Source organism: Acidisarcina sp. (assembly GCA_035539175.1).
GTDB lineage: Bacteria > Acidobacteriota > Terriglobia > Terriglobales > Acidobacteriaceae > JANXZS01.
In genome coordinates, this window is record DATLIY010000006.1 from 30,231 (window position 1) to 56,673 (window position 26,443).

27 protein-coding genes are annotated in these 26,443 nt (G+C 59.9%); 21 read left to right on the plus strand and 6 right to left on the minus strand.

From position 1 onward, the window contains the following. Positions 1 to 74 precede the first annotated feature (74 nt). Entirely contained in the window at positions 75 to 620 is a 546-nt protein-coding gene (locus tag VM554_01950) for a DUF4337 domain-containing protein (GenBank protein ID HVJ07121.1), read from the plus strand. Positions 621 to 677: 57 nt separating this feature from the next. Next, positions 678 to 2,282 (plus strand): L-aspartate oxidase, encoded by a 1,605-nt coding sequence (gene nadB, locus VM554_01955; GenBank protein ID HVJ07122.1) that lies wholly within the window; start codon positions 678 to 680, stop codon positions 2,280 to 2,282. A gap of 20 nt (positions 2,283 to 2,302) precedes the next feature. Here nadB and VM554_01960 read toward each other — a convergent pair whose 3' ends face one another. The 4 genes from VM554_01960 to VM554_01975 are packed head-to-tail and all read right to left on the minus strand — an operon-like array spanning position 2,303 to position 5,679. After that, entirely contained in the window at positions 2,303 to 3,214 is a 912-nt protein-coding gene (locus VM554_01960) for a TerC/Alx family metal homeostasis membrane protein (protein ID HVJ07123.1), read from the minus strand. 59 nt (positions 3,215 to 3,273) lie between these two features. Next, a complete protein-coding gene (locus VM554_01965; protein ID HVJ07124.1) occupies positions 3,274 to 4,182 on the minus strand; it encodes a M28 family peptidase in 909 nt (302 codons plus the stop codon). Between the two features lie 5 nt (positions 4,183 to 4,187). Continuing rightward, on the minus strand, positions 4,188 to 4,985 hold the full coding sequence (gene tatC, locus VM554_01970) for a twin-arginine translocase subunit TatC (protein HVJ07125.1): 798 nt from the start codon (positions 4,983 to 4,985) through the stop codon (positions 4,188 to 4,190). Next, complete coding sequence (locus VM554_01975) at positions 4,978 to 5,679, minus strand: twin-arginine translocase TatA/TatE family subunit (GenBank protein HVJ07126.1); 702 nt, start codon at positions 5,677 to 5,679, stop codon at positions 4,978 to 4,980. The genes tatC and VM554_01975 overlap by 8 nt, the downstream gene beginning before the upstream one ends. Positions 5,680 to 6,020: 341 nt before the next feature. Between VM554_01975 and nadA the strand changes: the two genes are divergently transcribed. From nadA to VM554_02000, 5 genes are all read left to right on the plus strand, one after another. After that, on the plus strand, positions 6,021 to 7,163 hold the full coding sequence (nadA, locus tag VM554_01980; protein ID HVJ07127.1) for a quinolinate synthase NadA: 1,143 nt from the start codon (positions 6,021 to 6,023) through the stop codon (positions 7,161 to 7,163). Positions 7,164 to 7,166: 3 nt separating this feature from the next. After that, a complete protein-coding gene (locus VM554_01985; GenBank protein HVJ07128.1) occupies positions 7,167 to 7,592 on the plus strand; it encodes a DUF2203 domain-containing protein in 426 nt (141 codons plus the stop codon). A 54-nt stretch (positions 7,593 to 7,646) separates the two neighbouring features. Then, entirely contained in the window at positions 7,647 to 8,114 is a 468-nt protein-coding gene (locus VM554_01990) for a transcriptional repressor (protein HVJ07129.1), read from the plus strand. 87 nt (positions 8,115 to 8,201) lie between these two features. Then, complete coding sequence (locus VM554_01995) at positions 8,202 to 8,738, plus strand: peroxiredoxin (GenBank protein HVJ07130.1); 537 nt, start codon at positions 8,202 to 8,204, stop codon at positions 8,736 to 8,738. An 84-nt stretch (positions 8,739 to 8,822) separates the two neighbouring features. Then, a complete protein-coding gene (locus VM554_02000) occupies positions 8,823 to 9,383 on the plus strand; it encodes a carboxymuconolactone decarboxylase family protein (GenBank protein HVJ07131.1) in 561 nt (186 codons plus the stop codon). A gap of 296 nt (positions 9,384 to 9,679) precedes the next feature. Here VM554_02000 and VM554_02005 read toward each other — a convergent pair whose 3' ends face one another. Next, entirely contained in the window at positions 9,680 to 10,720 is a 1,041-nt protein-coding gene (locus tag VM554_02005) for a M20/M25/M40 family metallo-hydrolase (GenBank protein HVJ07132.1), read from the minus strand. 39 nt (positions 10,721 to 10,759) lie between these two features. Between VM554_02005 and VM554_02010 the strand changes: the two genes are divergently transcribed. Then, positions 10,760 to 11,953 carry a beta-propeller fold lactonase family protein gene (locus VM554_02010; protein ID HVJ07133.1) on the plus strand — a complete coding sequence of 398 codons (1,194 nt, stop codon included), beginning with the start codon at positions 10,760 to 10,762 and terminating at the stop codon, positions 11,951 to 11,953. Between the two features lie 59 nt (positions 11,954 to 12,012). Then, entirely contained in the window at positions 12,013 to 13,350 is a 1,338-nt protein-coding gene (locus VM554_02015) for a hypothetical protein (GenBank protein ID HVJ07134.1), read from the plus strand. Positions 13,351 to 13,361: 11 nt separating this feature from the next. On the opposite strand, the gene VM554_02020 is transcribed toward VM554_02015, so the two are convergent. Beyond that, on the minus strand, positions 13,362 to 14,627 hold the full coding sequence (locus tag VM554_02020; protein HVJ07135.1) for a DegT/DnrJ/EryC1/StrS family aminotransferase: 1,266 nt from the start codon (positions 14,625 to 14,627) through the stop codon (positions 13,362 to 13,364). Between the two features lie 242 nt (positions 14,628 to 14,869). Here VM554_02020 and hfq point away from each other — a divergent pair, with 242 nt between their 5' ends. The 12 genes from hfq (at position 14,870) to VM554_02080 (ending at position 26,378) form a co-directional block, all read left to right on the plus strand. Then, the gene (hfq, locus tag VM554_02025) at positions 14,870 to 15,193 is read left to right on the plus strand and encodes an RNA chaperone Hfq (protein HVJ07136.1); all 324 of its coding nucleotides are present in this window, start codon (positions 14,870 to 14,872) and stop codon (positions 15,191 to 15,193) included. A gap of 34 nt (positions 15,194 to 15,227) precedes the next feature. Beyond that, entirely contained in the window at positions 15,228 to 16,676 is a 1,449-nt protein-coding gene (hflX, locus tag VM554_02030; protein HVJ07137.1) for a GTPase HflX, read from the plus strand. A gap of 338 nt (positions 16,677 to 17,014) precedes the next feature. Beyond that, on the plus strand, positions 17,015 to 17,482 hold the full coding sequence (locus tag VM554_02035) for an ATP synthase F0 subunit B (GenBank protein HVJ07138.1): 468 nt from the start codon (positions 17,015 to 17,017) through the stop codon (positions 17,480 to 17,482). Continuing rightward, complete coding sequence (locus tag VM554_02040; GenBank protein HVJ07139.1) at positions 17,479 to 18,246, plus strand: ATP synthase F0 subunit B; 768 nt, start codon at positions 17,479 to 17,481, stop codon at positions 18,244 to 18,246. Before VM554_02035 ends, VM554_02040 begins: the two co-directional genes overlap by 4 nt. Beyond that, positions 18,246 to 18,785, plus strand: a complete 540-nt coding sequence (gene atpH, locus VM554_02045; protein HVJ07140.1) for an ATP synthase F1 subunit delta — start codon at positions 18,246 to 18,248, stop codon at positions 18,783 to 18,785. Before VM554_02040 ends, atpH begins: the two co-directional genes overlap by 1 nt. 45 nt (positions 18,786 to 18,830) lie before the next feature. Beyond that, positions 18,831 to 20,378 (plus strand): F0F1 ATP synthase subunit alpha, encoded by a 1,548-nt coding sequence (atpA, locus tag VM554_02050; protein HVJ07141.1) that lies wholly within the window; start codon positions 18,831 to 18,833, stop codon positions 20,376 to 20,378. Between the two features lie 21 nt (positions 20,379 to 20,399). Beyond that, positions 20,400 to 21,479, plus strand: a complete 1,080-nt coding sequence (locus tag VM554_02055) for a FoF1 ATP synthase subunit gamma (protein HVJ07142.1) — start codon at positions 20,400 to 20,402, stop codon at positions 21,477 to 21,479. Between the two features lie 16 nt (positions 21,480 to 21,495). Beyond that, complete coding sequence (gene atpD, locus VM554_02060; GenBank protein ID HVJ07143.1) at positions 21,496 to 22,938, plus strand: F0F1 ATP synthase subunit beta; 1,443 nt, start codon at positions 21,496 to 21,498, stop codon at positions 22,936 to 22,938. A 7-nt stretch (positions 22,939 to 22,945) separates the two neighbouring features. Continuing rightward, the gene (atpC, locus tag VM554_02065) at positions 22,946 to 23,365 is read left to right on the plus strand and encodes an ATP synthase F1 subunit epsilon (protein HVJ07144.1); all 420 of its coding nucleotides are present in this window, start codon (positions 22,946 to 22,948) and stop codon (positions 23,363 to 23,365) included. A gap of 168 nt (positions 23,366 to 23,533) precedes the next feature. Then, positions 23,534 to 24,616, plus strand: coding sequence for a glycoside hydrolase family 43 protein (locus VM554_02070; GenBank protein ID HVJ07145.1), 1,083 nt, complete (start codon positions 23,534 to 23,536; stop codon positions 24,614 to 24,616). A 102-nt stretch (positions 24,617 to 24,718) separates the two neighbouring features. Continuing rightward, positions 24,719 to 25,474, plus strand: coding sequence for a Stp1/IreP family PP2C-type Ser/Thr phosphatase (locus VM554_02075; GenBank protein HVJ07146.1), 756 nt, complete (start codon positions 24,719 to 24,721; stop codon positions 25,472 to 25,474). Between the two features lie 52 nt (positions 25,475 to 25,526). After that, a complete protein-coding gene (locus tag VM554_02080; GenBank protein HVJ07147.1) occupies positions 25,527 to 26,378 on the plus strand; it encodes a 3-hydroxybutyryl-CoA dehydrogenase in 852 nt (283 codons plus the stop codon). Positions 26,379 to 26,443: the final 65 nt, after the last annotated feature.

A 26,443-nucleotide genomic window follows, 5' to 3' on the forward strand; every position in this document is an offset into this window, starting at 1 on the left:
GCCAGTAAAACATCTGCCGGGGCAGCGCTGTTTTCTGCAATCGGCAGGCATTTCTCGAAAGGAGGTCCGACACCATGGAAGCGAACGAAGCGATGGAGCTTAAAGAACACGGCGAGCATGCGGGCCACGATGCCTCCCTGCGTCCCGCTACCTTCACGATGAGTTTTCTCGCGATTCTGGTTGCGCTGACCACGGTCCTTGGCCATCGCACTCACACCGAGGCGGTGCTGGTGCAGAACCGGTCGACCGACGAGTGGAACCTTTACCAGGCGAAGAAGATTCGCCAGACGGACACTGCACTTGCCACGGATCTGCTCTCCGCCATGGCGCTGCGCGATGAAGCCGCCGCAAAAAAGCTGGCGGAGAGCTACAAGGCGCACCAGGAAAAGTGGAACGAAGATCTGGCCGAAGAGCAGAAGAAAGCCACGGAACTTCAGGATGAGGTAGGGCTGATCGAGAGACGCGCCAGCCGCTACGACCTGGGCGAGGCGCTGCTGGAGATTGCGCTGGTGATTACTTCCATTACCTTGCTGACGCGCAAGCAGCTCTTCATGTATTTCGGCTGGATCTGTGGACTGGCAGGTGTGATTTGCGCCGCGTCGGTTCTGCTGATTCATTGATCGCAAGCGGGCTGAGGGCCCATGCGATTCTGATAGCCTCGAAGGATGGACAGTACGTTGGAGACAGATTTTCTTATTGTAGGAGCTGGAATCGCAGGGCTGCGCGCGGCTATTGAACTTGCTGGAGTTGGCCGCGTGCTGGTCGTCACCAAGGAGCAGTTGGGAGAGTCGAACACCAACTATGCGCAAGGTGGAATCGCAGTCGCTCTGGGTGGGGAAGAGGATATCCACCTGCATCTGGACGACACGACCCGGGCCGGGGATGGCCTGGTGAACCAGGAAGCTGCGTCCGTGCTGGTGGAGGAAGGTCCTCTGCGGGTAGAAGAGCTGCTGCAGTGGGGAACACGCTTTGACCGCGAAGGCGGCAAGCTCATGCTGACTCGCGAAGGCGCGCACAGCCGCTCGAGAATTCTTCACGCCAATGGAGATGCGACCGGCGCGGAGATTGGCCGCTCCCTGTTGCAGCACGCTCGCACCATTCCCAACATTACCTTGGCCGAGTGGAGAGCCTGCGAAGATCTGATCGTTGACGGCGATACTGTCGTGGGTCTGGTGCTGGTGACGCGTGAGGGGGAACGCCAGGCGGTGCGTGCGCGCGCGGTGCTGCTGGCCAGCGGCGGCGCCGGTCAGGTCTACAGCGATACGACGAATCCTCCGGTAGCGACGGGCGATGGAATTGCCATGGCCTGGCGTGCCGGCGCCGAGATTGCCGACATGGAGTTCTACCAATTCCACCCCACAGCGTTGAGCCTGCCCGGAGTACCGCGCTTCCTGCTGAGTGAAGCGCTGCGCGGCGAGGGTGCGTGGCTGCGCAACTCCAAAATGGAGCGCTTCATGGAGCGCTATCATCCGCTGCTCGAGCTGGCTCCGCGAGATGTTGTGGCGCGAGCGATTACGCGCGAGGGAATGGGAGCGCATCCGGGCGAAACCCTGCCCGTCTACCTGGATATGCGCCACGTCACGGGCCTGAATCTGCAGCAACGCTTTCCTGGGATCACTGCATTTCTGCGCGAGCAGGGACTGGACCTGGGACGCGACCTGATCCCTGTGCGCCCCGCGGCTCATTACCTGATGGGCGGCGTGAAAACGGATGTGCATGGCAGGACTTCGCTGAAGCGGCTCTATGCTGCCGGAGAGGTGGCCTGCACAGGAGTACACGGAGCGAACCGGCTGGCGAGTAACTCCTTGCTTGAAGGGCTGGTCTTTGGCGCTCGCGCTGCGGCGCAGATGCGCGAGGAGACCTCTCTCTCGGGAAGCATCACGACGCTGCCGGAGCCTGCTTCCGCAGCCTCGTCTGGGCGGCCGTCTGCTCTATCTTCTTCCTCTTCGGCTGCGGATCTGGTGACAACCATTCAGCACACCATGTGGGAAAAGGCTGGGTTGCTGCGCGATGCCAAGGGACTGGAGAGTGCCGCGGAAAATCTACGCGAGGTCGCGCGCGCAATCCCGCAATTCGATACGCAGCGCAACCAGTCCGTGGATACCCGGGCCATGATTGAATTGCGCAATCTGCAAACCGTGGGCTCGCTGATTGTTCGCTCGGCGCTGGCGCGGGAAGAGAGCCGGGGCGCACACTTCCGCAACGACTTTCCGCAGCGGGACGATGCCCGGTTCCAAAAGCACTCGGTTCTTCGCGGCAAGGATCCAGTGAAATTTGTGTAGAGGCAGGCTTCCGCAGGCTATCAGCGGGAGACGGCTTTGCGCTTTGCCGGGATGACGAGGGACAGTGTGGCGGCGACCGCAAGAATCGCGAGAATCACGCCGAGCGAGACGGTCACCGGAATCGAAATCCAATGCGCCGCCAGCATCTTAAGAGCGACAAAGGCGAGAATCGCCGCCAATCCGTAATGTAGCAACCGGAATCGATCGAGGAAGCCGGAGACCGCGAAGAAGAGCGAGCGCAGGCCCAGGATCGCAAAGATATTCGAGGTGTAGGCGATGAATGGCCGCCGTGTCACCGCAAGCACGGCTGGAATGGAATCGAGCGCGAAGATCAGGTCGGAGATCTCGACGGCGAGAACAATCAGCAGAAAGGTGCGCAGGCCAGGGCGGCTTCCCTGAGACGCGCTGCGTGACTCGATCCAGCGGATCCAGGCGGGTCGCGCCTCCGGGCTGGAGGGATCGGCGGCCTCTGCCGGGTGGCGCAGCAAACGAAGGGCGGCAAACAGCAGCACCCCGCCGAAGACATACTGGATCCAGTCGAATCGCTGCAGCAGGGAGACGCCCCCGGCGATAAAGAGCGCCCGCATAAGGATGGCGCCGCCAATGCCCCACAGCAGGGCGCGGTGCTGATCCTCGGGCCGCAGGGAGAAGCTGCGAAAGAGCAGCAGGAAGACGAACAGATTATCGACGCTGAGCGAAGTCTCAATCAGGTAACCGGAGACGAATTCCAGCGCGGGTTGGTGGCCTTGGGTGCGCAGGATCCAAAACGCAAAAGCTCCGGCGAAAACCGCCAGAAATATCGTCCATCCCCAGGCCAGGCGGGCAGGAAGTTTATGGCTCTTGCCCTGAAGCAGGAACATATCTGCCAGCAGGAGCAGAAGAACCACGATATGAAAGCCGATCCAGGAGGAGACAGGCGTGCCTTCGATCATCGAGAGTTGCTATCTCCTTCCAAGCTGGACAGGCGAATGCCGCCCGGCGATCCGCAAACCTAGCGCTGGTCGAGCAGCCGAATGGATTCGAGAAACGTATCGCCCACGATGGTCAGGCTTCTGGCGCTCAGCTTATCCATGGTGTCCTGTGTGGTGTGATGCCAGGAGTTGTTTGGCCCGTAGTCCAGATCGATCACGTCCGCGCAAGGTACGCCCCGCTGCATAAAGGGCAGATGATCGTCTTCCACCGCGCCCTCTTTCGCGTAGAAAGAGCCCTGGTAGTGATATTTCGTTGCTGCCTGCTTCACCAGGTCGAGCAGCCACCCCGTCGAGTTGGATTCTCGCCAGATGTTGAGGTCGCGATCGCCGATCATGTCCGCCAGCAACAGGCCCTTGATCCGCTTCAGCGTGCCGTCGTTCTGCCAACGCGCGGCCAGATGCCGGCTGCCATAGGTCGAGTCCGACCGGGACCACTCGCGGATTGCCTCTTCCCCATCGAAGAAAACCAGCCAGACACTGTAGCCTTCCAGCTTTCGTCCACGCAGGTAGTTGGCCAGCTCAAGCAGCAGGCCGGTCGTGGCGCCGCCATCGTTGGCTCCAACAAAGCCGGTATCCCGCAGCCAGTAGTTGGTTTCGTAGTGGGTCGCCAGCACGATCACCCCATCCTTCTTGCCGGGGAAGCGGACGATAAAGTTGTGCATCTGCATCGGGCCGACGGGCGTATTCGCGGTGAAGGCGTCATCCTCGAGCGCATCCTTGGCGAACTGCTTCTTCAGAAAGGCCTCCGCCTTGCGATGGCCTTCGCTGCCGGGCCAGCGAGGACCGATGGCGACAAACTGGCGCGTCGTCTCCAGGGCGCGAGCGCCGTTGAAATGTGCCGCAGGCGCAGAAGCGGCGCTTGCCGATGGCGCGAGTCCGAGGGTTGCCGCCGAGAATGTGAGGAGGCCTGCAAGGGATATCAGGCGCATGGAGATCATGCCTGCTCTGCCTTCTTCTTTCTGTGATCGGGATGAACCAGGTACGCCACGCCCATGCTGATGAAGTAGAGAATCACCATTGGCGCGGCGAAGACGCACATCGTCAACACGTCGGGCGTGGGTGTGATGATGGCCGCGATGATAAAGATTGCGAGGATCGCGTAACGGACGTTCTTCCATAGAAAGCCCGCGCTCACAATTCCGAACAGGGCCAGGAACATGACCAGGATCGGCAGCTCGAAAGTGAGGCCGAGGCCAAGGATTACGGTCATGAACAGATCGGTGTATTCGTTGATCTCGATGAGCGGCTTGAAGTCTCCGGCGTATCCAATCAGAAATTCCAGCGCATGTGGATACACGAATCGATAGCCGAAGTAGGCGCCTGCCAGAAAGAGCCCGACCGTGGCGGACATGAACGGCACGACGTAGCGCTTCTCATTCTGGTAGAGGCCGGGCGAGATAAACATCCACACCTGGTAGAGCACAAACGGCGCAGCGAGAATCGCCCCACCCACAAAGCTGATCTTGAGGTAGAGGTTAAAGGGATCGATCGGATTGTGGTACACCAGTTGCGGATCGAGGTGATGCGCGGTCAACGCGGTCACGATCGGCTTCTGCATGAATTCGAAGATCTTCTGGTGAAAAGCGTAGGCGATAAAGAAGGCGAGGACGATGAAAATCGCCGAGCGGATAATGCGGCGGCGAAGCTCCTCAAGATGTTCCATGAGGCTCATGCCGGGGAGTTCCGCGCGTTCATTCACTGCCGTGCGGGCGCGGTCGATCATGTCAGCCATGATGGATAGGGGCCTGTTCGCTCTCTGCCATAGGGGCGGTATCGGGATACATTTCCGTGCCCGGCAATTTCTCGGTCACAGCAGATCCATTTGCCGATGCGGCCTGCGCCGCGGGTTGCGTCACGGACTCTGCCACGGAGACAGAGGTAGTCTCCGCAGTAGCGCGGAGTTCCGCCTCGCGTTGCGCGTAAAAGTCTTCCGCTGAATTGCCTGCTGCGGAGGCGCTTTCTGTGTCCGAAGGCCCTACCGGAGCAACTTCGGGATTCGTAACTTCAGGGTTCGCGATTCCGGGGTTCGCTGCGGCATCCGTCCGGTAGCGGTTGGGAGGCTCGCTGCTCACCGTTTCTCCCACCGAGGGCGGCAGAATGGATGGCGCTGTATCCGGTTCGGTTGTCGCCGGTTCAGTTGTCGCCTGCCCGGCGGCAGATGCCGGCTCAGGGGTTGCGGTGGCGGCCGTAGTTCCGTCGGTAAGAGAGCCAGCGGAAGCGGCGTGGGCGGCCTGGATCTCGGCATCGATCTTCTTCTGCCGATCCGCCTGTTCGGCGGCCCGTAACTCGTCCTCCATCTGCATCTTGAATTCGTTGCTGGCGCGGCGAAACTCCATCATCAGCTTGCCAGCCTGGCGCGCGATTTCCGGCAGCTTTTTAGGGCCGAAGAGGACCAGCATCAGTCCAAATATAAAAATGGAGTCCATGAAATGCATTGGTCACCATGATACCTGCGATTCGTAAATGCCCACAAACTGGGTGAACCCACCCTCTCGCCCGACCAGAATTACCGCAACACCGTGCGGCTGGGGAGATAGCGTTTCTGGGCCTGTTACGTCTGTATTAAAATAGGAAAAGATCTGCTCCTTACAGATTCGCCGGAATTTCTGCGACTCCGTTATGAGGCGCACATCTAATGTTACAGGGTTGCAACATCCCCGTGGGCTGGGCGCTCTCCGTTTCAGCGCAGCGAATCCACTGCAGCCTTGCATTTGCTTTCAACATCCCCGTCCTGCGGCAGATTTGAGCGGGACTGAAGGCGGGTATTTTGAGCGTATTGACGGAAGTTTTAACCGCACCAGCGCGCGAGAATACGGCGGGTGAACAATGCTCGCTCGAACACTATCTCACGCTCCCCGACCACTCCATGGACGACCGCATCGCGGCCGCACGGGCACGCCTTGGCACGACCACTGTGCTGCTCGGCCACCACTATCAACGCGATGAGGTCATTCGTTTCGCGGACTTTACCGGCGACTCCTATAAGCTTTCGAAGATTGCAGCCGAAACCGATGCGCGCTATATCGTCTTCTGCGGCGTGCATTTTATGGCGGAGAGCGCCGATGTGCTGGGCCGCGAGGGGCAGCAGGTTATCCTGCCTGACCTGAATGCGGGATGCTCCATGGCCGACATGGCCGACATCAGCCAGGTGGAGGATTGCTGGGAGTCGCTCGAGCGCCTTGGGCTGACTGCGACGATGGTGCCGCTCACGTACATGAACTCGGCGGCCTCCATTAAGGCCTTCTGTGGCGAGCGTGGCGGGCTGGTGTGTACCTCTTCCAATGCCCAGGGAGCCTTTCGCTGGGCCCTGGCACGGGGAGAGAAGATTCTCTTTCTGCCCGACCAGCACCTTGGCCGCAATACCGCATGGGCCATGGGGATTCCCCTGGACGAGATGGTCGTATGGGATCCCTACCAGCTTCACGGCGGAGTGACCCCGGAGCGTCTGCGAGCAGCAAAGGTGATCCTGTGGAAGGGCCACTGCTCGGTGCATCAGCGCTTTCTGCCGGATCATGTGGACGCGGTGCGTGCCCGCTATCCGGGGATTCAGGTGATCGTGCATCCCGAGTGCCGCTGGGAGGTCTGCCAGAAGGCCGACGCGCTCGGCTCCACCGAGCGGCTGATCAAGCTGGTGAACGATGCGCCCGAGGGAACCATGTTTGCCGTGGGTACCGAGATCCATCTCGTCAACCGCATGGCGCAACGCTTTGCCGCGCAGAACAAACGCGTGATCACGCTGGACGACACCGGGTGCCTGTGCACGACGATGTATCGCATCTCACCGCAGCACCTGGCATGGGCGCTGGAGAATCTGGTCGAGGGGCGCGTCGTCAACCAGATCAAAGTGCGCGAAGATGTAAAGAACTGGGCTCGCGTGGCGCTCGACAGGATGCTGGAGATTCGGAGCTAAGCAGTGAAGATTTTTACGCTGGAAGAGGCGCAGGCGGTGTTGCCGGTGGTGGAGTCGCTGCTGGAGCGCGCCATGGAGGCTCACCGCGCCGCCCTGGAAATTGAAGGGGAACTGCAGCAATTGAGCCAGCGGATCTTTCTCGCCGGTGGCATGCACATCGATGTTCGCGCCGTGAACCGCCAGCGCCTGGCGCATGAGGAGCAAACGCAACGCGCCAGGGAGATCGTCTCCGAGATCGATTCGATTGGAGTGGAGGTCAAGGATCTCGAACACGGGCTGCTGGATTTCCCCTGCAAGCTGGAGAATGAAGTAGTGCTGCTCTGCTGGAAACAAGGGGAGCAGCGCATCACGCATTGGCATACCGTGAGCGATGGATTCCGCGGCAGAAAGCTCATCGACGAACGTTTTCAGCGCACCAAACCCAACTAAAAAATAGCCCGGTGAGGGAAGAGAGCGGCAGCTCCCTTCGCAGACCTTGCCATCTTGACGAACGATAATAATTATCGTTTAATAGATCTTGTGAACAGTGCCGCTGCAATCCGTTTCCGGGAATTATGTGCCGAACATGGCCTGACGGCGACGCATCAGCGGCAGATTTTGTTCGAAGTTTTACAGGGTATGACCGGGCACCCAAGCCCGGAGCAGGTCTATGCGAAGGTAAAGCGGCGCATCCCGTCTGTTTCTCTTGCAACCGTTTATAAGAACATTCATCTCTTCATTGAGAGTGGTATGTTTCGCGAGGTCAGCCCCCACCACGGCTCTTTGCGGGTGGAGGTCAACAGCCGTCCTCATCATCACCTGGTCTGTACCGGCTGCAGGTCCATCTCCGATATTGACGAAGAGGAGCTGGGGCTGCCGCAAAAACCGAAGTTGCTCTCCAGTGGTTTCCTAGTAGAACGCTATGCGGTCGATGTGCTGGGCCGCTGCCCGGCGTGTCAGGAGAAGTCCTGATTCCCGAGTCACAACATGCGCAGTGCCTGCCGGGGCAGAAGCAAAGCAGCACTGCCATATTCAATTTAAGAAGAAGAGGAGTTACACATGCTTGGAATTGGCGAGAAGTTTCCTAACTTTGAAGTAACCGCAACCGTCAGCCGCACCAAGGGTAAGGAGTTCGAGACGATCACCAGCGAGTCGTACCCGGGAAAGTGGAAGCTCTACTTTTTCTGGCCCAAGGATTTCACGTTCGTGTGCCCTACGGAGATCGCCGGTTTCGGCAAGTTGAACAGCGAGTTCGCGGCGCGCGACGCGCAGATTCTGGGCGGCAGCATCGACTCCGAGTATGTTCACCTGGCGTGGCGTAATAACCACGAAGACCTGAAGGAACTGCCCTTCCCCATGCTGTCCGATCTGAAGCGCGAGATCACCGAACAGCTCGGCATTCTTGACCCCAAGTCCGGCGTGGCGCAGCGTGCCACCTTCCTGGTCGATCCCGACGGTATTATCCGTTTTGTCTATGTCACCGAAGGTTCTGTCGGCCGCAACCCCTCCGAAGTTCTGCGCGTCCTCGATGCGTTGCAGACCGATGAACTGTGCCCCTGCAACTGGCACAAGGGTGAAGAGACGATCCACGTTTAAATCCGCAACCATCCGGCAAACGGGAGCTGTCCGGCGACGGCGCTCCCGTTTTCCTTTTCCCTCCATAGAGAGACAGGTGATGCCATGTCGTTAGATTCTCAGTCGTTGGATCCATTGATCGACAGCCTTCCGGATTACGCGAAGGATCTGAAGCTGAACTACTCGAGTCTGGTACGCCAGAACTCGGAACTGACTCCGCAGCAACTATGGGGAACCGTTCTGTCCTGTGCCATGGCGACGCGCAGCGATGCGCTCACCAAGGCGGCGACAGAAGCGGCCCGTGCGCAGCTTTCGGAGCAGGCGCTGACCGCTGCCCAGACCGCAGCCGCGCTCATGGGCATGAACAACATCTTCTACCGCTTTCAGCACCTCGCTTCGAATGAGAAGTACAGCACGATGCCAGCCCGCTTGCGCATGAACGGCATCCGTACGCACGGAGTGGAGAGCCAGGATTTCGAGTTGTGGTGCCTGGCTGTCTCCGCCATCAATGGCTGCGGCAAGTGCATCGATTCCCACGAGAAGGTTGTGCGCGAGAAGGGCGTAACTGAGGAGACCGTGATGGCAGTGGTACGCGTCGCGTCCGTGGTGCACGCCATCGGAGCCGTGCTCGATGCCGAGCGTGTGACCGACAAGTCCCCGGTGTAGGGGGCGTCTCTTTCGCAAAGGCCCCGGCGAACGGGGCCTTTCTGTTTTGCGGGAGATGTCATCCAGAATCCAACGGTTGTCATCCTGAGCGAAGCGAAGCATCTATTATCCAGAACGCAACGGTGGGAAAGCAGGTCCTTCACTTCGTTCAGGATGACAATGTTGGTTGGGGGAAAGCAGGTCCTTCACTTCGTTCAGGATGACAATGTTGGTTGGGGGGAAACAGGTCCTTCACTTCGTTCAGGATGACAGTGGCTGGGGGATGACAGTGGTTGTGGGATGACAATGGCTGGAGTCTATGGTTTGCCGCCGATGTTCCAGGTGGGCTTCCAGTTGGTGTTCGCGAGCCATTGGATCGGCTTTATCAGCGAGGAGATCACGCCCGACATGTGCGCGAAGTCGATGTGGCTCAGGTCGTCGCTCGGCTGGTGGTAATCGGGATGCAGCCCGAAGCTGGAAATGGTATGCGCGATCACTCCGCTCCTGGCCAGTGCATAGTTATCGGAGCGGCGGAAGAAGTTTTCCCTGGTATGGGGATCCTTCACAATATGGGCTCCGTGCCTGGCTAACTCACGTCCCAGGTTGCTGCGGTCGTAGCCGGTCAGCCAGACGCTGTCATGGGGTATCGCCGGGTCGGGCCGGCCAATCATCTCAAACTCAAGGTTGGCGACGATGCGATCGAGAGCGACCGGCGGATGGGCCAGGAAGTAGCGGTTGCCAAAGCCGCCAAGCTCCTCGGAGCCGAAGAGGACAAACAGGATGGTTCTCCGCGGACGCGGTTGCCGGGCAAGGGATCGCGCCAGCTCCAGCACTGCGGTGGTGCCGGAAGCGTCATCGTCCGCTCCGTTGTAGATGGCATCTCCCCGCACCGCCGGACCGACGCCGAGGTGGTCGAGGTGAGCCGTGAGCAGAATGGCCTGCTCCTCCGTCTTATCAGCAGAACCGCGCAGGATTCCGACGACGTTCCATGTTTCTGTGCGCGGAACGTTTTCATAGGAGCGCAGAGTCTTCTGTACCTCCCCGGGCAAAGGGGAGGGTAGTGCCGCCTTCTCGAGGTAGCTGCCTCCATCTCCGCCTGGCTCCAGCCCGAAGCTTTGGAAGAGCGAAGCGGCGAAGAGTGCGGCGATGTGTTCATCGCGAGTACCGCTGCCCCTGCCGTGAAGCTCGTCGGAGGCCAGGAAGTTCATATCGGCCTGGATGCAGGCATCGCAGAGGACAGGCCGTGGGGCTGCGAGACTTGCATCGAGACCTGAGTGCTGATCTGGACCGGGATGCTGCGGCAGACCGCTCAAGGGCAGTAGGACGAACAACAGCGCGAAAGAGAGATGTCGGTGCATTCCGTTGCAGTATAGATTCTAGAGGTGGACAGGAAATATATGCTTCCTAACGGGATGGTTGCGGGCCGTGCGATGCGGGGCCTTGCCGGGCTGGCTCTTGCAGCAGCGCTGCTGCTCTCCGGCTGCGGAAAGTTCTTCGTGCCGGAGATCAACACTCCAGGAGGCACAGGAGGGAGCGGAGGCGGAGGCGGGACGACCAGCACCACGGCATTCCTCTATGTCGCCAACGCTGCCACCGGCGGCCAGAACACGAATCCGGCGATTGCCGGTTTTTCCACTCCGGGCAGCACGCTGGCTGTGCTGCCGCAGAGTCCCTATGCTGTCGGCTGTCTGCCCAGCGCACTGGCGATTACGCCGGGCAACAAGTTCCTGTACGTGGGTTGCAGCGATGGGCCGATCTTTGTCTACACAGTCAACAGCGATGGATCGCTGACGGGGAATAGCGGGGCTCCTGTGGCTACAGCCGTCGCACCGGTAGCAATGAAGGTAGATGCCACCGGCAATTGGCTGCTGGCGGCTGTCAATTCGTTCTCGGGGATCTCGTCGCTGGCTATTTTCCAGATCAACTCCAGCACCGGGGCGCTTACGGCGGCCAGCAGTTCTCCAGTCACGCTGGACACCGGTTCGCCAAACCATATTGCCATCACCCCCAACAATCAGATTGTTTACGTCTCTCTCGGCACCGGGGGGGTGGATATCCTCAGCTTCAACTCCAACTCAGGTGCGGCGGCTGTAAGTGGATTGCTGAAGCCCAAGGATTCGCGCGGCGCAGATACGGCGCTCGCGGTGAATCCGGCGGGTACCTATCTCTACGTGGGCGAAACAGTGGGCAGCGGCCTGCGAGTGTTGAAGATCGCGACCGATGGAGCCTTGACCGAGATATCTGGTTCGCCCTTCCAGACTGGCCTGGGGCCCTCCGCGGTGGTGGTCGATAGCGCCGGGGCGAACGTCTACGTAACGAACCGCAGCGACAACACGATCAGCGGATTTGCTGTCGCGGCCTCGGGCGCCTTGACGGCACTTGCAGGCTCTCCGTATGCCACAGGAAGCACCCCGGTCGATATGGCGATCGACAGCACGAAAGGGTACCTTGCGGTGGTCTGCTCCGGTGGATCGCCGGACCTGCAGTTATTCAATTTCGACCAGACGACAGCAGGCAAACTGAATGCGGTCGCCCACGCGACTACGGGCACGGATCCTACGACGCCTCTCGCCATCGTTGCCAGTCATTAGAGTCTTTTCATGAGGCTCCAGACCGCGCGGTGCTATGCTCAAAAGGAATACGCGGTGATTTGAATTTGCATTCTTCTTCCCCCGGCTCTGAAGTGCAGATAAGGCTTTCCAAAGCAGGCTCTCGAAGCACGAACCTCCTCCTGGTGCTGCTGTTGCTGCTGCCCGGTTTGGCAGGGTGTGGCAAGTTCCGTCGCCATCCAAAAAACGACATTGTCTACGTCATGGTGAAGCAGACCTATCTGCGCGACCGCGTGGCAGCGCTCTCCAATCGGGTTGCTCCTGTGGTCAATGGACAGCGGCTGGAGATCGTGGAGCGGGGACGCCGCTTCCTCAAAGTAAAGACCGAAAAGAACGAGATCGGCTGGATTGAAGAGCGCGCCGTGATCGATGACACGGTCTATGAGGGATTCCAGGATCTGCGGACTTCGCATGAGAAGGATCCCGTGATTGCGACCGGAGTGCTGCGCGATGAGCTTTATGCCCATTTGACGCCGGGGCGGGACACGGCGCGTTTCTTTCTGCTGCCGGAGGGGGAGAAGCTTCAGTTGCTGGTGCGCGCCTCGGTGCCCAAGCCGCAGTCGCCTTTGATCGCTCTTCCCAAGCCGGTCGCGACTCCGCTACCCCACAAGGGTGGCAAAGCCGCTGGTCCGGAGGCCAAGGCCGGCGTGAAAAAGACGCCAAATCCGGCGGCCGCAGGACAAGCATCTCCAGGACAAGCATCTCCAGGGCAGTCAGCGACAGGACAGGCAGCGACAGGACAGGCAGCGACAGCGGCTACCGAGGCTCCTCCTCCCCCCTTGGAAGACTGGTGGCTGGTTCGCAGCAGCCAGGGGAAAGTCGGGTGGCTGCTGGCGCGCCGCGTGGACGTCGATGTGCCGGAGGCGATCGCCGGATATGCCGAGGGCCAGAAGATCGTAGGCTCCTATGTGCTGGCCACGGTGCAGGACCTGGAAGCCTCGACCCCGGACAAAATGGTGCCGGAGTACGTCACCGTTCTGAACGCCTACAAGGACGGCCTGCCCTACGACTTCGATCAGGTCCGGGTCTTTACCTGGAACACGAAGAAGCATCGTTATGAGACGGCCTATCGCCAGCGGAGCCTGCAAGGGTTTCTTCCAATAGAGGTCGGCAAGAAGGCCTTCGATAATCAAGGCCCCGTCCCATACTTCAGCTTCCGGCAGGCGACGGGCGACCAGATTGCGGTGGATCCTGCAACCGGGATCGCGAAGCCAGGCCAGACCGAGACGCTGACCTTCCGGATGGATGGCGTGATGGTGAAGCGGGTGGGTCCGCCGGGGCAGCCGGTGGTGACCCGGCAAGCGGAGAAGGCGAAATCCGCCGCACATGCGCCAGGGCATCCATCGGGGCATAGGAAAAGTCACAAAGCCGCACGGTAGCGGCGTACCCTCTACCCGAGAAAGGCGGCGATGGCGCTGACGACCGTCTGCTGCTCCTCTTCCCGCAGCTCGGGATACATAGGCAGGGCCAGAACCTCGGCGGCGGCGCGCTCGCTCTCCGGCAGGTCTCCCGCCTTATACCCGAGAAACTTCAGGCATTCCTGTTGATGCAGCGGCACCGGGTAGTAGATCTCGGAGCCAATTTTCTTGTCGCTGAGGAACTTCCGCAGCGTGTCCCGCTCGCGAACGCGCAGGACGTACTGGTGATAGACGTGGGTTGCACGGGGATGGCAGGCGGGCAGAACAACGCCATGCTCGGGATAGACCCTGCCCGTGTCCACCACTCCTGCCGCGTGGAAGAGCCGATCGTAGTTGGCAGCGAGTTGCCGGCGGCGTTCGTTCCATCGCTCTACATATGCCAGCTTTACCAGCAGGATGGCGGCCTGAATGGTATCCAGACGGCTGTTCCAGCCGATTTCGTCGTGATAGTACCGGCGGCGCATGCCGTGTGCCCGCAGCATTTTCGCCCGCTGGGCAAAATTTTCGTCAGAGGTGGTTACCATGCCGGCGTCGCCACAGGCACTCAGGTTCTTGGTGGGATAGAAACTGAAGGCTGCCAGGTCTCCCAGCGAACCCGCTGGGCGCCCGTCCCATGCCGCACCAAAGGCCTGCGCCGCGTCCTCAATCAGCAATAAGCCAAAGCGCCGGCGCAGATCTTCGAAGCGGTCCCACTCCGCCGTCTGCCCATAGAGGTGAACCGGCATCACGGCGCGCAGCCGGGGGTGGCGAGCTGCGATCAGAATCGTCTCCACATGGCCAGGATTGAGGTTGAAGCTTACCGGATCGATGTCGGCGAGCACCGGCTCAGCCCCCGCGCGCAGGATCGAGCTCACGGTGGCAAAGAAGGTGAAGGGCGTGGTGATGACGGCATCCCCTTCGCCGATTCCCGCAGCAGCCATGGCGAGCCATAACGCATCGGTTCCCGAGGCGCACCCGATTCCGAACGCAGCATTGCAGGTCGCGGCGGCTTGCCTCTCAAATTCGGCGACCTGCTCGCCCAGGATGTAGTGCTGGGTGGCAAAGACTCTCTCCACCGCCGCCAGCATCTCTGGCCCGATCTCGGCATACTGCCGGGAAAAATCGAGCACGGGAACCGGGTTGGCTGAGGAAGGAGTCACAGGGGTGGAGGAGTGGCCGGAGGATTCTTTGGGTGGCAGCACATTTTCGATGCTAGCACCGTCCAGATTCTCCCGAGGGTGACGAAATGCCCGCGGCATCTTACAGGGGGCTTTCTGCATCTTACTAAGGCTGACGTTGAGCGGTTTTATCTGCTTCTGGCTACAACGTTTGTGGCACAGGAAGGAAAACCAGGTTGGGGCAGTTGATAATGACTGCGGTGAACGTTATGGTGTTAGAACACATTTGAGTGTCTGCCCGAAGCAAGGGGCGCTGGCACAAGCTTTATTGCATTGAAGCGTGAGCACACGAATTAAAAACCGAAACAGCAGGAGATCGGCACATGGAAAGCAAGCCGGCACAGAACATTCAGGATACGTTTCTGAATACCGTCCGCAAGGATAAGACCCCAATCACGATCTACCTGGTGAGTGGCGTGAAGCTCACAGGGAAGATCCGCTCGTTTGATAAGTACTCAGTTCTGTTGGAGAACAACAGCCAGGAGCAACTGATCTTCAAACACGCGATATCCACCGTCGTCAGCAATCGCGCCGTCCTGCATAGTGAGCACAGGCCAGTCGCGAGCACGGGGCCTGTAGCCCCGGCAAGCCCGTTGACTCCGTCCGGCGTTCCTTCCGAGAGCGCTGCCGGAAGCCCTCGTTCCTAATCAGCCGGGTATATGGCTGCCAGGCGGCGTTGGCGTGGATGACCATCGACTGAAGAATACGAGTCTCTCTCCCGACCGCGCGTTGCTGGTTGCCGTGGATCTGGGACAGAACCGGAAGAGTGTACCCCGGAGCGCAGCTTTGGCACGGGAGGCGGCGAACGCAGCCTCTCCCGGCGAAGGCATGCAGATGCCTGCGCCGGAGATGGGTTCCGAGGCGGCACTGGACGAGTTTCGCGAGCTGGTGACCAGCGCCGGCGCAGAGGTCGTGGCGGAGGTAGCCCAGCGCCGGCAGAAAGCCGACCCTGCCACGCTGATCGGTAGCGGCAAGGTGGAGGAGCTCGCTGCCGTCGCGGCTTCGTGCGGCGCTACCCTGATCCTCTTCGACCATGACCTGACGCCCACCCAGCAGCGCAACCTGGAGGAGGCGCTGCCGTGCCGGGTTGTGGACCGGACGCAGCTCATTCTCGACATCTTTGCGCGCCACGCGCGAACCCGGGAGGGCCAGTTACAAGTGGAGCTGGCGCAACTGGAGTACATGCTGCCCCGGCTCACGGGTCGCGGCCTCTTCATGTCTCAGACCGGCGGCGGCATTGGCACCCGCGGCCCCGGTGAAACCCAGTTGGAGACCGATCGCCGCAAGATTCAGCGGCGTCTGGTCCAGTTACGGCGCGATCTTGAGTCCGTGCGGCGGGTGCGCAGCCTGCAGCGGGAGCGCCGGGAGTCCGTGCCTGTTCCCACAGTGGCGCTGGTGGGCTACACCAATGCCGGCAAAAGCACGCTCTTCAACGCGCTGACGGATGCCGGGGTGCTGGAGTCGTCGCGGATGTTCGCCACGCTCGATCCCAAGCTGCGGGCGATCCAGTTGCCGTCGCGGCGGAAGATCCTGCTCTCCGATACGGTTGGCTTTTTGAGGAATCTGCCGCACACGCTGGTAACCTCATTTCGCGCGACGCTGGAGGAGGTGCAAAAGGCCGAGGTTCTGCTGCACGTCTGCGATGTATCCAGCCCGGTGTTTGAGGAGCAGAAGGCCGAGGTCGAGAAGGTTCTGGATGAGCTGGATGCTCTCAGCAAGCCGCGGATCGAAGTGCTGAACAAGATGGATCTGCTGCCGCCGGAACAGCAGGAGAATCTACGCGCGCAAGGGCGGCTGCTGCTCTCGGCGCGGAAGGGCGAGGGAATCGAGGACCTGCTGCGCCGCATCGACGCGAGTCTGGTGACCGATCCCATTGTCCGTCAGGAGTTCGTCGTTCCTCAGGACGAGGGTGCTGTGCTGGCCGCACTGGAAGGTGGAACCGTGCTTCACCAGCGCCGTTTTGAAGGCAACAACGTGCATTTATCGCTGGCTGGGCCGGCTTCACTGCTCTCCAGATATCGCCGCTTCCGGGTGGCCGCAGACACAGGTACGGGCCGTGATGTTGGGAGCGGAGCAACGTCCCAGGATCACGGCCCGTCCGACCCTGAACCGGGTCTAGGTAATACCTGATAGTTTACGCTGGGTAATCTTCAAGTCAATGCAAATTCCCGGCCCGCTCAAGAAAAACAGCAGTTGATTGCGAACAGGGAATTCGTGGAAAGGCGATGGCGATCAAGGCCGTCGTCAACCTGGGCGCTGAATTTATTTTTTCTATTTTTTCTCGGGAAAGTAAGCATTTCCCCAGAAAAAAATGAACCCGCAAATCGCCTGCAAGTCAAATGGAATGTTGGCCTTTGCCGGCCTTCGCCGACTATTTCGGCCATGTTTGACATGAGAAATTTCCTCTGTTACATCTAGATGTTCCGCAAACATTTCTCAGCACTTCTCCACCGCAGTACGGTGACCGTATGGATGAAATACTGCAGCAACTCGGCGAACTTATAGTCGGCTCTGTCCCGACGATTCTGCTTTTTTTTGTTCTTGTGGTGGCGTATGAGTATCTGATTCACAAGCCCTTGATGCGGATGCTGGAAGAGCGCCGCAGCCGGACGACAGGTGCGATCGAGAGGGCTCAGGACGCCATCAACGAGGCGGATGCGAAGACGCTCGAGTATGAGTCCAGCCTGCGGGCGGCGCGCGGGGAGATCCTGCGGGCACGCGAGCAGCGGATTCAGCAGTGGAATAACGAACGCGACAAGGCGCTCGAAGATATCCGGCTGCAGGCGCACACCCGCACCCAGGCAGCCAGGGCGCAACTGGAGACCGAGGTTGCTGCGGCTCGTAAGACAATCGAGGGCTCCGTGGAACAACTTGCGGGGCAGATTTTGAAGGCCGTTTTAGTGGCGGATGTGGCCCCCGCGGAGAGTACCCGTTGAAGCGCAGTTCTGGAATCGGTACCTGTAGTTTTCTGCTGATTTTTTCGCTTTCTATTTTTTCCGGTAATGTTGCCCTTGCTCAGGCTGCGACAGCGGCTTCGCCGGCACAGTCTGGAATCAGCGAGCCCGCAGCGCAGCCCGCATCTGCGAAAGATTCGGCCGCCGCCCCGGAGGCTGGGGCTGAAGCGAAGAAGGCCAGCGATTCGGAGAGCGAGACCGAAGCTTTCCGCCATTCGCCCGTAGTGCAGAAGCTTGCCAACGCCTTCCATCTCCCTATCGAGACGGCAGCGCGGTTGTTTGAATTTCTCAACTTCGGAATCCTCGCTTTTTCCGTCCTGTACGTGATCTTCAAGTACGTTCCCAAGGCCTTCCGCAATCGCAACGCCGCCATCCAGAAGCAGTTGGTGGACGCGCGCAGCGCCACCGAGGTGGCCAGCGAAAGGCTGAAGGGAGTCGAAGCGCGGCTCTCGCGTCTGGATGAAGAGATCGCCGCGATTCGGAAGGAAGTGGAGCAGGAGTCTCTTAAGGACGAGGCTCGCATCAAAGCGACCGTCGAAGAGGAGCGGAAGAGAATTGTCGAGGCGGCCGGACACGAGATTGATGCCGCTGCTTCCGCGGCGCAGCGCGAGCTGAAGCGCTTTGCCGCTGAGTTGGCCGTGCAGAGGGCGACCAGCGAGCTCTCCCTTACCCCCGAGACGGATCGCATGCTGGTGCAGAATTTTGCCCGCAGTCTGGGGAAAGAGAATCAGGGAGGCCGAAACTAATGTCACTCTATGCTTCCCGCTATGCCCGTGCCTTTGCTGAAGCGGTGGAGGCTGCCAAGCTCGATCCTGAGGATGTTGACCGTCAGCTCAACGATTTTGCTGCGACCTGGAATGGCAGCACCGAGCTGCGCGAGGTTCTGAACAATCCGGCCGTGGCCAGCAAGGAGAGGGTTGCGGTTCTGGACAAGATCAACACCCGGATGGGATGTTCTCCGCTGGTGCGCAACTTTCTCGCGGTGCTCATCAACCATAACCGCCTGGGTGGCTTCAACGAGATCTTTGCGGATTTCCGCCGGGAGATGCATCGACGGCTTGGGATCGCCGAGGCGCATGTGACCACCGCGCGCAAACTGGACGACGACGAGCGACGGGAGTTGGAAGAGCATGTTGCCCGGCTGGCAGGAGCGCGGGTGGAAGCGCAGTTTGAAGAAGACAAGACGATTCTGGGCGGGGCGGTCGTGCGGATCGGCAGCACAGTTTACGACGGCTCCGTGCTCGGCAACTTGCGGAAGCTAAGAGAGCAGCTCATCGCTGGCTGAAAAACGTATTTTCAAATCATTGAGATTCTGTTGGGAAAGTGAAGCATGGCTCAGATCAAGGCAGACGAAATCACGCAGCTCCTGCGGGAGCAGATTACAAACTACGATTCGCGCATCCAGGTCGATGAAGTCGGCACGGTAATCTCTCTCGGCGACGGCATCGCCCGTATCCATGGTCTGGATAAGGTCATGGCGGGCGAGTTGATTGAGTTTCCGCATGGCATTGCCGGGCTGGCGATGAGCCTCGAAGAGGATGAGGTCGGCGCCGTGCTATTGGGCGACTATACCGAGATCAGCGAAGGCGACACGGTCAAGCGGACGGGCAAAATTCTAAGCGTGCCGGTCGGCGAAGCCATGATTGGCCGCGTGGTGAATGCGCTTGGCGTGCCGATTGACGACAAGGGCCCCATCGCAACCACGGAGACGTTGCCGGTCGAGCGGATCGCTCCCGGCGTCATTGCGCGTCAGCCAGTGCGCGAGCCCATGACCACCGGACTGAAGGCCATCGACAGCATGATCCCGATTGGCCGTGGACAGCGCGAGCTGATCATCGGCGACCGCCAGACCGGCAAGACTGCGGTTGCGCTCGACACGATCATCAACAACGCCAAGAACGACCTGATCTGCGTCTACTGCGCTATTGGCCAGAAGCGTTCCTCGATTGCGCAGTTTGTGCAGACGCTGGCGGAGTACGACGCGCTGAAGTACACCATCGTGGTTGCGGCGTCCGCCTCCGAGCCCTCGCCGATGTTGTACCTGGCGCCTTACGCGGCCACGGCCATGGGTGAATACTTCCGCGACAGCAAGCGGCATGCGCTGGTCATCTATGACGATCTTTCCAAGCATGCGGTCGCCTACCGCGAAATTTCGCTGCTGCTGCGCCGCCCGCCAGGCCGCGAAGCCTATCCTGGCGACGTATTCTATCTCCACTCCCGTCTGCTGGAGCGCTCCGCGAAGATGAGTGACGAGCATGGCGGCGGATCGCTGACGGCGCTTCCCATCATCGAGACACAGGCGGGTGACGTCTCGGCTTATATTCCGACCAACGTCATTTCGATTACCGATGGCCAGATTTATCTGGAGACGGATCTATTCAATTCCGGGGTTCGCCCGGCGGTGAACGTGGGCCTGTCGGTAAGCCGAGTCGGTGGCAGCGCGCAGATCAAGGCGATGCGGCAGGTTGCCGGTACGTTGAAGCTGGACCTGGCGCAATACCGTGAGCTTGCAGCCTTCTCGCAATTCGGCAGCGATCTGGACAAGGTTACGCAGAATCAGCTGAATCGCGGCCAGCGCCTGACGGAGCTGTTGAAGCAGCCCCAATTTTCGCCATTGCCCACCGAGAAACAGATTGTCCTGATCTTCGCCGGCACCAACGGCTATCTGGACGATCTTCAGGTCGGGCAGATTCGCGATTTTGAGAATGGGCTGTACAGGTACCTGGATGGAGCCCAGACAGCTTTGCTGCAGGACATCATCACCAAGAAGACTCTGGACGACGATCTGAAGACCCGGATCCACGCTGCGTTGAAGGAATTTAAGGAGCAGTTCCTGGCGGAAGTCGCGGACGCGAAGACAACGGCAGCGAAGGCCTAAAGGAAGCTAGGCGAACGACACATGGCAAACGTCCTGGATTTACGGCGGCGCATTCGCAGCGTTAAGAGCACGCGCCAGATCACCAAGGCCATGAAGATGGTCTCCGCGGCAAAGCTGCGCCGTGCGCAGGAGCGCGCCATTGCGGGACGCCCCTATGCGAGGATGCTGGCGAGCGTTCTGGAATCGCTGCGGAATCGTGCGGAGGTCTACGATCCCACTTCGGGCGAGTGCAGGCACCCCTTGCTGATGACGCGCCCCGAGAAGAATGTCCTGCTGGTGGTGGTGACGGGGGACAAGGGTTTCGCTGGAGCGTTCAACGCAAATATCGTGAAGGCGGCCTTCCAGTTTCTCGACGATCACAAGGACGTCGGCATCGACATTGAGGCGATTGGACGTAAGGGTAGGGATCTGGTTCGGAAGCGGTTTCCCGCTGCTACCTATCTCGAATTGGACGAAAACGAGTTCGAAAGCTCCATCGACAAGCCGAAGCGCAGCCGCACCGCGCCGGTCGAAGTTACTGGAGATCATCCGGGAATATTGCAGAACCTCGTCTTCGAACATATCGATGAGCTGGGGAGCAGTATCGCGGAGCGTTATGTCCACGAAGAAATCGATGCTGCGTATGTGGTCTATAACGAGTTCAAGTCGGTTCTCTCGCAGCGGGTGGTGATTGAAAAGATTCTGCCGATCATCGAGATCGGCAAGTCCCAGGTTACCTCGGCAGTGGAGCCGGGGATAGAGGAGCTGGAGCGCGTGGGAGAGGCCGCCGTCACCGCAGGCGTGAGCACGCTGCAACCAGATACGGTGGAGCTGGATGAAGAGGCCAGGAAGTTCGGCACTTCGGCAGTGGATTACATCTATGAGCAGCCACCAGAGGAGTTGTTTCGCCGCCTGCTGCCACGCTACGTCACGACGCTGCTGTTCCACGCGATGCTTGAGTCGGTAGCCGGGGAACATGCGGCCCGCATGACGGCGATGGATTCGGCGACGAATAACGCATCCGACATGATCGATTCCTACACGCTCCTGATGAACCGCGTGCGCCAGGCAAAGATTACGAACGAAATTATCGAAATTGTGAGCGGCGCCGCCGCACTGTAAAGAGAAAGAAGAGTCTATGGCACAGAACATTGGCAAAGTGATTCAGGTCTCCGGTCCAGCGGTCGACGTCCAGTTCGCTGAGGCGACGATGCCGCCGATCTACCAGGCCTTGAGAGTGGTCAGCGACGGATTCGTGGTGCCGACGCCGGTGAACGTGGTTCTGGAGGTCGAGCAGCATCTGGGCGAAGGGCGCGTGCGCTGCGTCGCCATGGAAGCAACCGACGGCATGGTGCGCGGCATGCAGGCCATCGATCTTGGCGGCCCTATTTCCGTTCCCGTGGGAAAGCCAACGCTTGGCCGGGTCATGAATGTGATCGGCGAGCCCGTAGACGAGCTCGGTCCCATCGACAACAAGGAGACGCGGCCCATTCATCGCCAGGCGCCGACCTTCGAAGAGCAGTCGACTCGCGAGGAGATGTTCGAGACCGGCATCAAGGTCATCGATCTCATCCAGCCATTTTTGAAGGGCGGCAAGATCGGGCTCTTCGGCGGCGCGGGCGTGGGCAAGACGGTTGTTATTCAAGAGCTCATCAACAACGTCGCTACCAAGCATGGCGGTTTCTCGGTATTTGCCGGCGTCGGCGAGCGCACCCGCGAAGGCAACGATCTCTGGCGTGAGTTCCAGGAAGCTGGCGTCATCAACCTCAAGGATCTGCAGAAGTCAAAAGCCGCACTGATCTATGGCCAGATGACGGAGCCGCCAGGAGCGCGTCTGCGCGTGGCGCTCACCGGCCTGACGGTCGCGGAATACTTCCGCGATGAGGAAGGTGCGGATACGCTGCTCTTTATCGACAACATCTTCCGCTTCACTCAGGCAGGCTCGGAGGTATCGGCGCTGCTCGGCCGTATGCCTTCCGCCGTCGGATACCAGCCGAATCTGGCCTCTGAGATGGGTGAATTGCAGGAGCGCATTACGTCGACCAACAAGGGCTCTGTCACCTCGGTGCAGGCGGTGTATGTGCCAGCCGACGATTTGACCGATCCGGCTCCTGCCACGACGTTTGCCCACCTGGATGCAACCACAGTGCTCTCCCGCCCGCTCTCGGAGCTGGGAATTTACCCGGCGGTCGATCCGCTGGCCTCCACTTCACGAATCCTGTCGCCCCGCATCGTGGGTGAGGAGCATTACGAAGTGGCCCAGGGCGTGAAGCGTATTCTGCAGCGCTACAAGGACCTGCAGGACATCATTGCGATTCTCGGTATCGATGAGCTCTCCGAGGAAGACAAGGTGACGGTATCGCGTGCCCGCAAGGTGCAGAAGTTTCTGTCGCAGCCCTTCCATGTGGCGGAGGTCTTCACCGGCGCTCCCGGCAGATACGTCAAGGTGGATGACACGGTCCGCAGCTTCAAGGAGATTATCGAAGGCAAGCACGACAGCATTCCCGAGCAGGCTTTTTACATGAAGGGCCCAATCGAAGAGGTTCTCGAAGCGGCTGAGAAGATGAAGACGACGGCCTGAGGCGGCGATGGCAGATACAGACAATCAACTGAGGGTCCGGCTGGTAACGCCGGAACGCATCCTCGCCGACTTAATGGCGGATGCGGTCGAACTTCCCGCGAGATCGGGCTATCTGGAAGTACTCTACGGTCATGCTCCGTTGCTGGCGGAACTGGGCGCGGGAGACGTGACACTCCATGGCGGAGTCGCCGGCGAGCTGCGCTTCAACGTGGCCTGGGGATTCGTTGAGGTGCTTCCGGAACGGGTCACGATTCTGGCCGACAGCGCCTTGAAGCCGGAAGAGATCGATACCGTTCGCGCCCAGCAGAAGCTCGACGAGGGCTATAAGCTTTGGGCTGAAGCGGGCGACGATCCCGGGAAGTATGAACATGCGAACGACGTCATCGACAAGGCGCAGGCACGCCTGGCGAGCGCCGCACATAAGTGATAGGGCCTCTTCCGAGGGGAAATATACAGGACTCCCCGAACAAGGAAGAGATACAACAGGAGATGGAAAAAGGGCTGGCCTGATGGCGAGTCCTTTTTCTTGGTGCGAGCTTCCTTCCAAAGTAACTGGCAGGGCGATGGGCCGAGGTCGATGGCAGAAAGGAAATTTGTGAAGAATCTTCTGACGTTTTTTGCGTTGGTGATGCTGGCGGGGGTAGCGGTACCTAATAAAACAGCGCTGGGTGAATCCGCGCGGGCGCAGGCTGCCGGCGCGACCTCGACCACATTTCATAATCCCTTGCTGCCGTCGGGTGCGGATCCCTGGGTCACCTATGCAGATGGCTTCTACTACTACATGAACACTACCGGCGACAATCTGACGATCTGGAAGACGCGCAACGTCGCCGACCTTGCGACGGCAGAGAAGAAGGTGGTGTGGACTCCGCCTGCAAGCGGGGCTTATTCGAAGGAGATATGGGCTCCCGAGCTGCACCGCATTCAAGGGAAGTGGTACATCTACTTCGCTGCTGATGGTGGGAGCAACGACACGCATCGCATCTGGGCGATTGAAAATGCCTCCGCCGATCCGTTGCAGGGCACCTGGGAGTTCAAAGGCAAGGTCGCCGATCCCTCGGACAAGTGGGCCATTGACGCTTCCGTTTTTGAGAATGGAGGCAGGCTCTACATGGTCTGGTCGGGATGGGAGGGCGATACCAATGGAGTGCAGAGCATCTACCTGGCGCAGATGAAGAATCCCTGGACGATTGAAGGAAGGCGGGTCCGCATCTCGACCCCGGAATACCCTTGGGAGAAGGTTGGCGATCTCGATCCGCAGAATCGGGTCATTGATCTGCCGCACGTAGATGTGAACGAAGGTCCTGAAGTCCTGCAGCATGGCGGCTCGATCTTTCTGGTGTACTCCGCCAGCGGCTGCTGGGCCAACTATTACGAACTGGGGATGCTTACCGCCCGCGCGAGCAGTAATCTCATGGATCCAGCGTCATGGAAAAAGTCTTCCCGGCCGGTGTTTCGACAGGATCCGCAGGCTGGAGCCTTTGGCACCGGACACAACTCCTTCTTCCGGTCCGCCGATGGCAAGACTGACTGGATTCTGTATCACGCCAACGCCAGGATCAATCAGGGATGCGGAGGAAATCGCGCACCGCGTGCACAGCCGTTTACGTGGAATCCGGATGGAACGCCGGAGTTCGGCAAGCCGCTTCCGCTGGATCAGGAAATACCCAGGCCATAGGCTTCCGGGGACCACAATTGCGGGTGCATTTCGGTAGCCGGGGAGTGTATCTTCTTCGTGGGGTTGGCCGAGGTATTGAGTCCTCGAAAGGAAAGGAACCCATTGGCTCAGCCGTTGTACGAGGTCGCTGCGGCAACACATCCCGGGATGGTTCGCCGCGGCAATGAAGATGCATTTGGACTCAGCCGGGAAGACGGTGTCTTCCTGGTCTGCGACGGCATGGGTGGAGCGGCAGCCGGAGAAGTCGCCAGCAGCATGACCGTCGCCGAGATTCTCAAGAGTTTTGAGGGCTGGAGGGGGGACAAGGAAGCGTGGCTCTCCCCCGCGGCGATCTTACGGGACGCTATCGCCGCCGCGAATCGCACGATTTTCTGCAAGGGAGCGAAGGATCCGCGTCTTTATGGAATGGGGACGACGCTGGTTGCCCTGGTCCTCTCAGGCAACTCGGCATGGGTGGCAAATGTTGGTGACAGCCGCTGCTACAGATTGCGCGGCGGCGCTCTGGAACAGATGACGCTCGATCACTCCTGGGTTGAGGAGCAGGTGCGCGTCGGGGCGATCACGGCAGACGAGGCGGCGCATTCTCCGCTTCGCAATGTGATTACCCGGGCAGTCGGCTCCCAGAAAACCATCTCTTCAGATATCGCGGAGCTATCCCTGGTGGCCGGGGACCTGTTTTTGCTATGCAGCGACGGCCTTACACGCGAGTTGGGCTCAGAAGAATTACAGACAATTTTGCTGAAGGAGTGCAATCTGGAGGCGGCATGTAAACGGCTGATTCAATCAGCCAACCGTCACGGTGGTCACGACAATATCACCTGTCTGCTGGTGCGGGTCACTGGGCGAGGCGCAGAATAGCGTGGTCGCAGCGACACTTGTGCGCTTCGAATCCTGAGGAGAAGGATGTGCGATGAGCGAAATCCTGCTGGTCGGAGTTGTGGGCGCCGGAACGATGGGCAATGGTATCGCTCACGTATTTGCCCAGCGCGGCTATGAGGTCCGGATCTGCGAATTGGAGCAGCGCTTCCTGGAGCGTGGCCTGGAAACCATCAAGCGCAACATGGAGCGGGAGGCGATCAAGGGCAAGGTGACGGAGCCGGACGTGATCGCGGCGCTCAAGCGCATCGAGGGCACTCTGGATCGAAGAGCGCTTGCCGACTGCGATTTTGTGATCGAGGCGGCTACGGAGCGTTTTGAGTCGAAGGCAGAGATCTTCCAGCAACTGGATGAAATGCTGCCTGAGAAGGTGGTCCTGGCGTCCAATACCTCCTCCATCTCCATTACGCGGCTGGCTGCGCAGACCAAGCGGCCGGGGCAGGTGGTGGGGATGCACTTCTTCAACCCGGTCCCTGTGATGAAGCTGGTCGAGATCATCCGCGGATTGGCTACCACTCCGGCCACATTTGAAGTGGTCAAGAGCCTGGCTACGCGACTGGGCAAGACGCCCATTGAGGTGAAGGATGCACCGGGCTTCGTATCCAACCGCGTGCTGATGCCGCTGCTGAATGAGGCCATGTTCGCCGTCATGGAGGGCGTGGCTACGCCGGAAGCCATCGATGAAGTCTTCAAACTGGGCATGGCGCATCCAATGGGGCCTCTGACCCTGGCGGACTTCATCGGGCTCGACGTTTGCCTGGACATTATGCGCGTGCTGCACAGTGGCTTTGGCGACTCCAAGTACCGGCCCTGCCCGCTGCTGGTGCGCATGGTGGACGCGGGATGGCTGGGCCGCAAGTCGGGACGGGGCTTCTTTCTCTACTAGGGCTTGCGTACCAGGGGCTCGCGCGCTTAGGACCTGTTCTCTGTTAATCGACTAGTAACGGAATT

Coding starts and splice junctions, on each gene's coding strand:
- VM554_01995 (HVJ07130.1), top strand. CDS start 8,202: ATGCTTGGAATTGGCGAGAAGTTTCCTAACTTTGAAGTAACCGCAACC.
- atpC (HVJ07144.1), top strand. CDS start 22,946: ATGGCAGATACAGACAATCAACTGAGGGTCCGGCTGGTAACGCCGGAA.
- VM554_02005 (HVJ07132.1), bottom strand. CDS start 10,720: ATGCACCGACATCTCTCTTTCGCGCTGTTGTTCGTCCTACTGCCCTTG.
- VM554_02055 (HVJ07142.1), top strand. CDS start 20,400: ATGGCAAACGTCCTGGATTTACGGCGGCGCATTCGCAGCGTTAAGAGC.
- VM554_02080 (HVJ07147.1), top strand. CDS start 25,527: ATGAGCGAAATCCTGCTGGTCGGAGTTGTGGGCGCCGGAACGATGGGC.
- VM554_02010 (HVJ07133.1), top strand. CDS start 10,760: ATGCTTCCTAACGGGATGGTTGCGGGCCGTGCGATGCGGGGCCTTGCC.
- VM554_01975 (HVJ07126.1), bottom strand. CDS start 5,679: ATGGACTCCATTTTTATATTTGGACTGATGCTGGTCCTCTTCGGCCCT.
- hfq (HVJ07136.1), top strand. CDS start 14,870: ATGGAAAGCAAGCCGGCACAGAACATTCAGGATACGTTTCTGAATACC.
- VM554_01960 (HVJ07123.1), bottom strand. CDS start 3,214: ATGATCGAAGGCACGCCTGTCTCCTCCTGGATCGGCTTTCATATCGTG.
- atpH (HVJ07140.1), top strand. CDS start 18,246: ATGTCACTCTATGCTTCCCGCTATGCCCGTGCCTTTGCTGAAGCGGTG.
- atpD (HVJ07143.1), top strand. CDS start 21,496: ATGGCACAGAACATTGGCAAAGTGATTCAGGTCTCCGGTCCAGCGGTC.
- atpA (HVJ07141.1), top strand. CDS start 18,831: ATGGCTCAGATCAAGGCAGACGAAATCACGCAGCTCCTGCGGGAGCAG.
- tatC (HVJ07125.1), bottom strand. CDS start 4,985: ATGGCTGACATGATCGACCGCGCCCGCACGGCAGTGAATGAACGCGCG.
- VM554_02035 (HVJ07138.1), top strand. CDS start 17,015: ATGGATGAAATACTGCAGCAACTCGGCGAACTTATAGTCGGCTCTGTC.
- VM554_02000 (HVJ07131.1), top strand. CDS start 8,823: ATGTCGTTAGATTCTCAGTCGTTGGATCCATTGATCGACAGCCTTCCG.
- VM554_02020 (HVJ07135.1), bottom strand. CDS start 14,627: ATGCCGCGGGCATTTCGTCACCCTCGGGAGAATCTGGACGGTGCTAGC.
- VM554_01950 (HVJ07121.1), top strand. CDS start 75: ATGGAAGCGAACGAAGCGATGGAGCTTAAAGAACACGGCGAGCATGCG.
- VM554_01965 (HVJ07124.1), bottom strand. CDS start 4,182: ATGCGCCTGATATCCCTTGCAGGCCTCCTCACATTCTCGGCGGCAACC.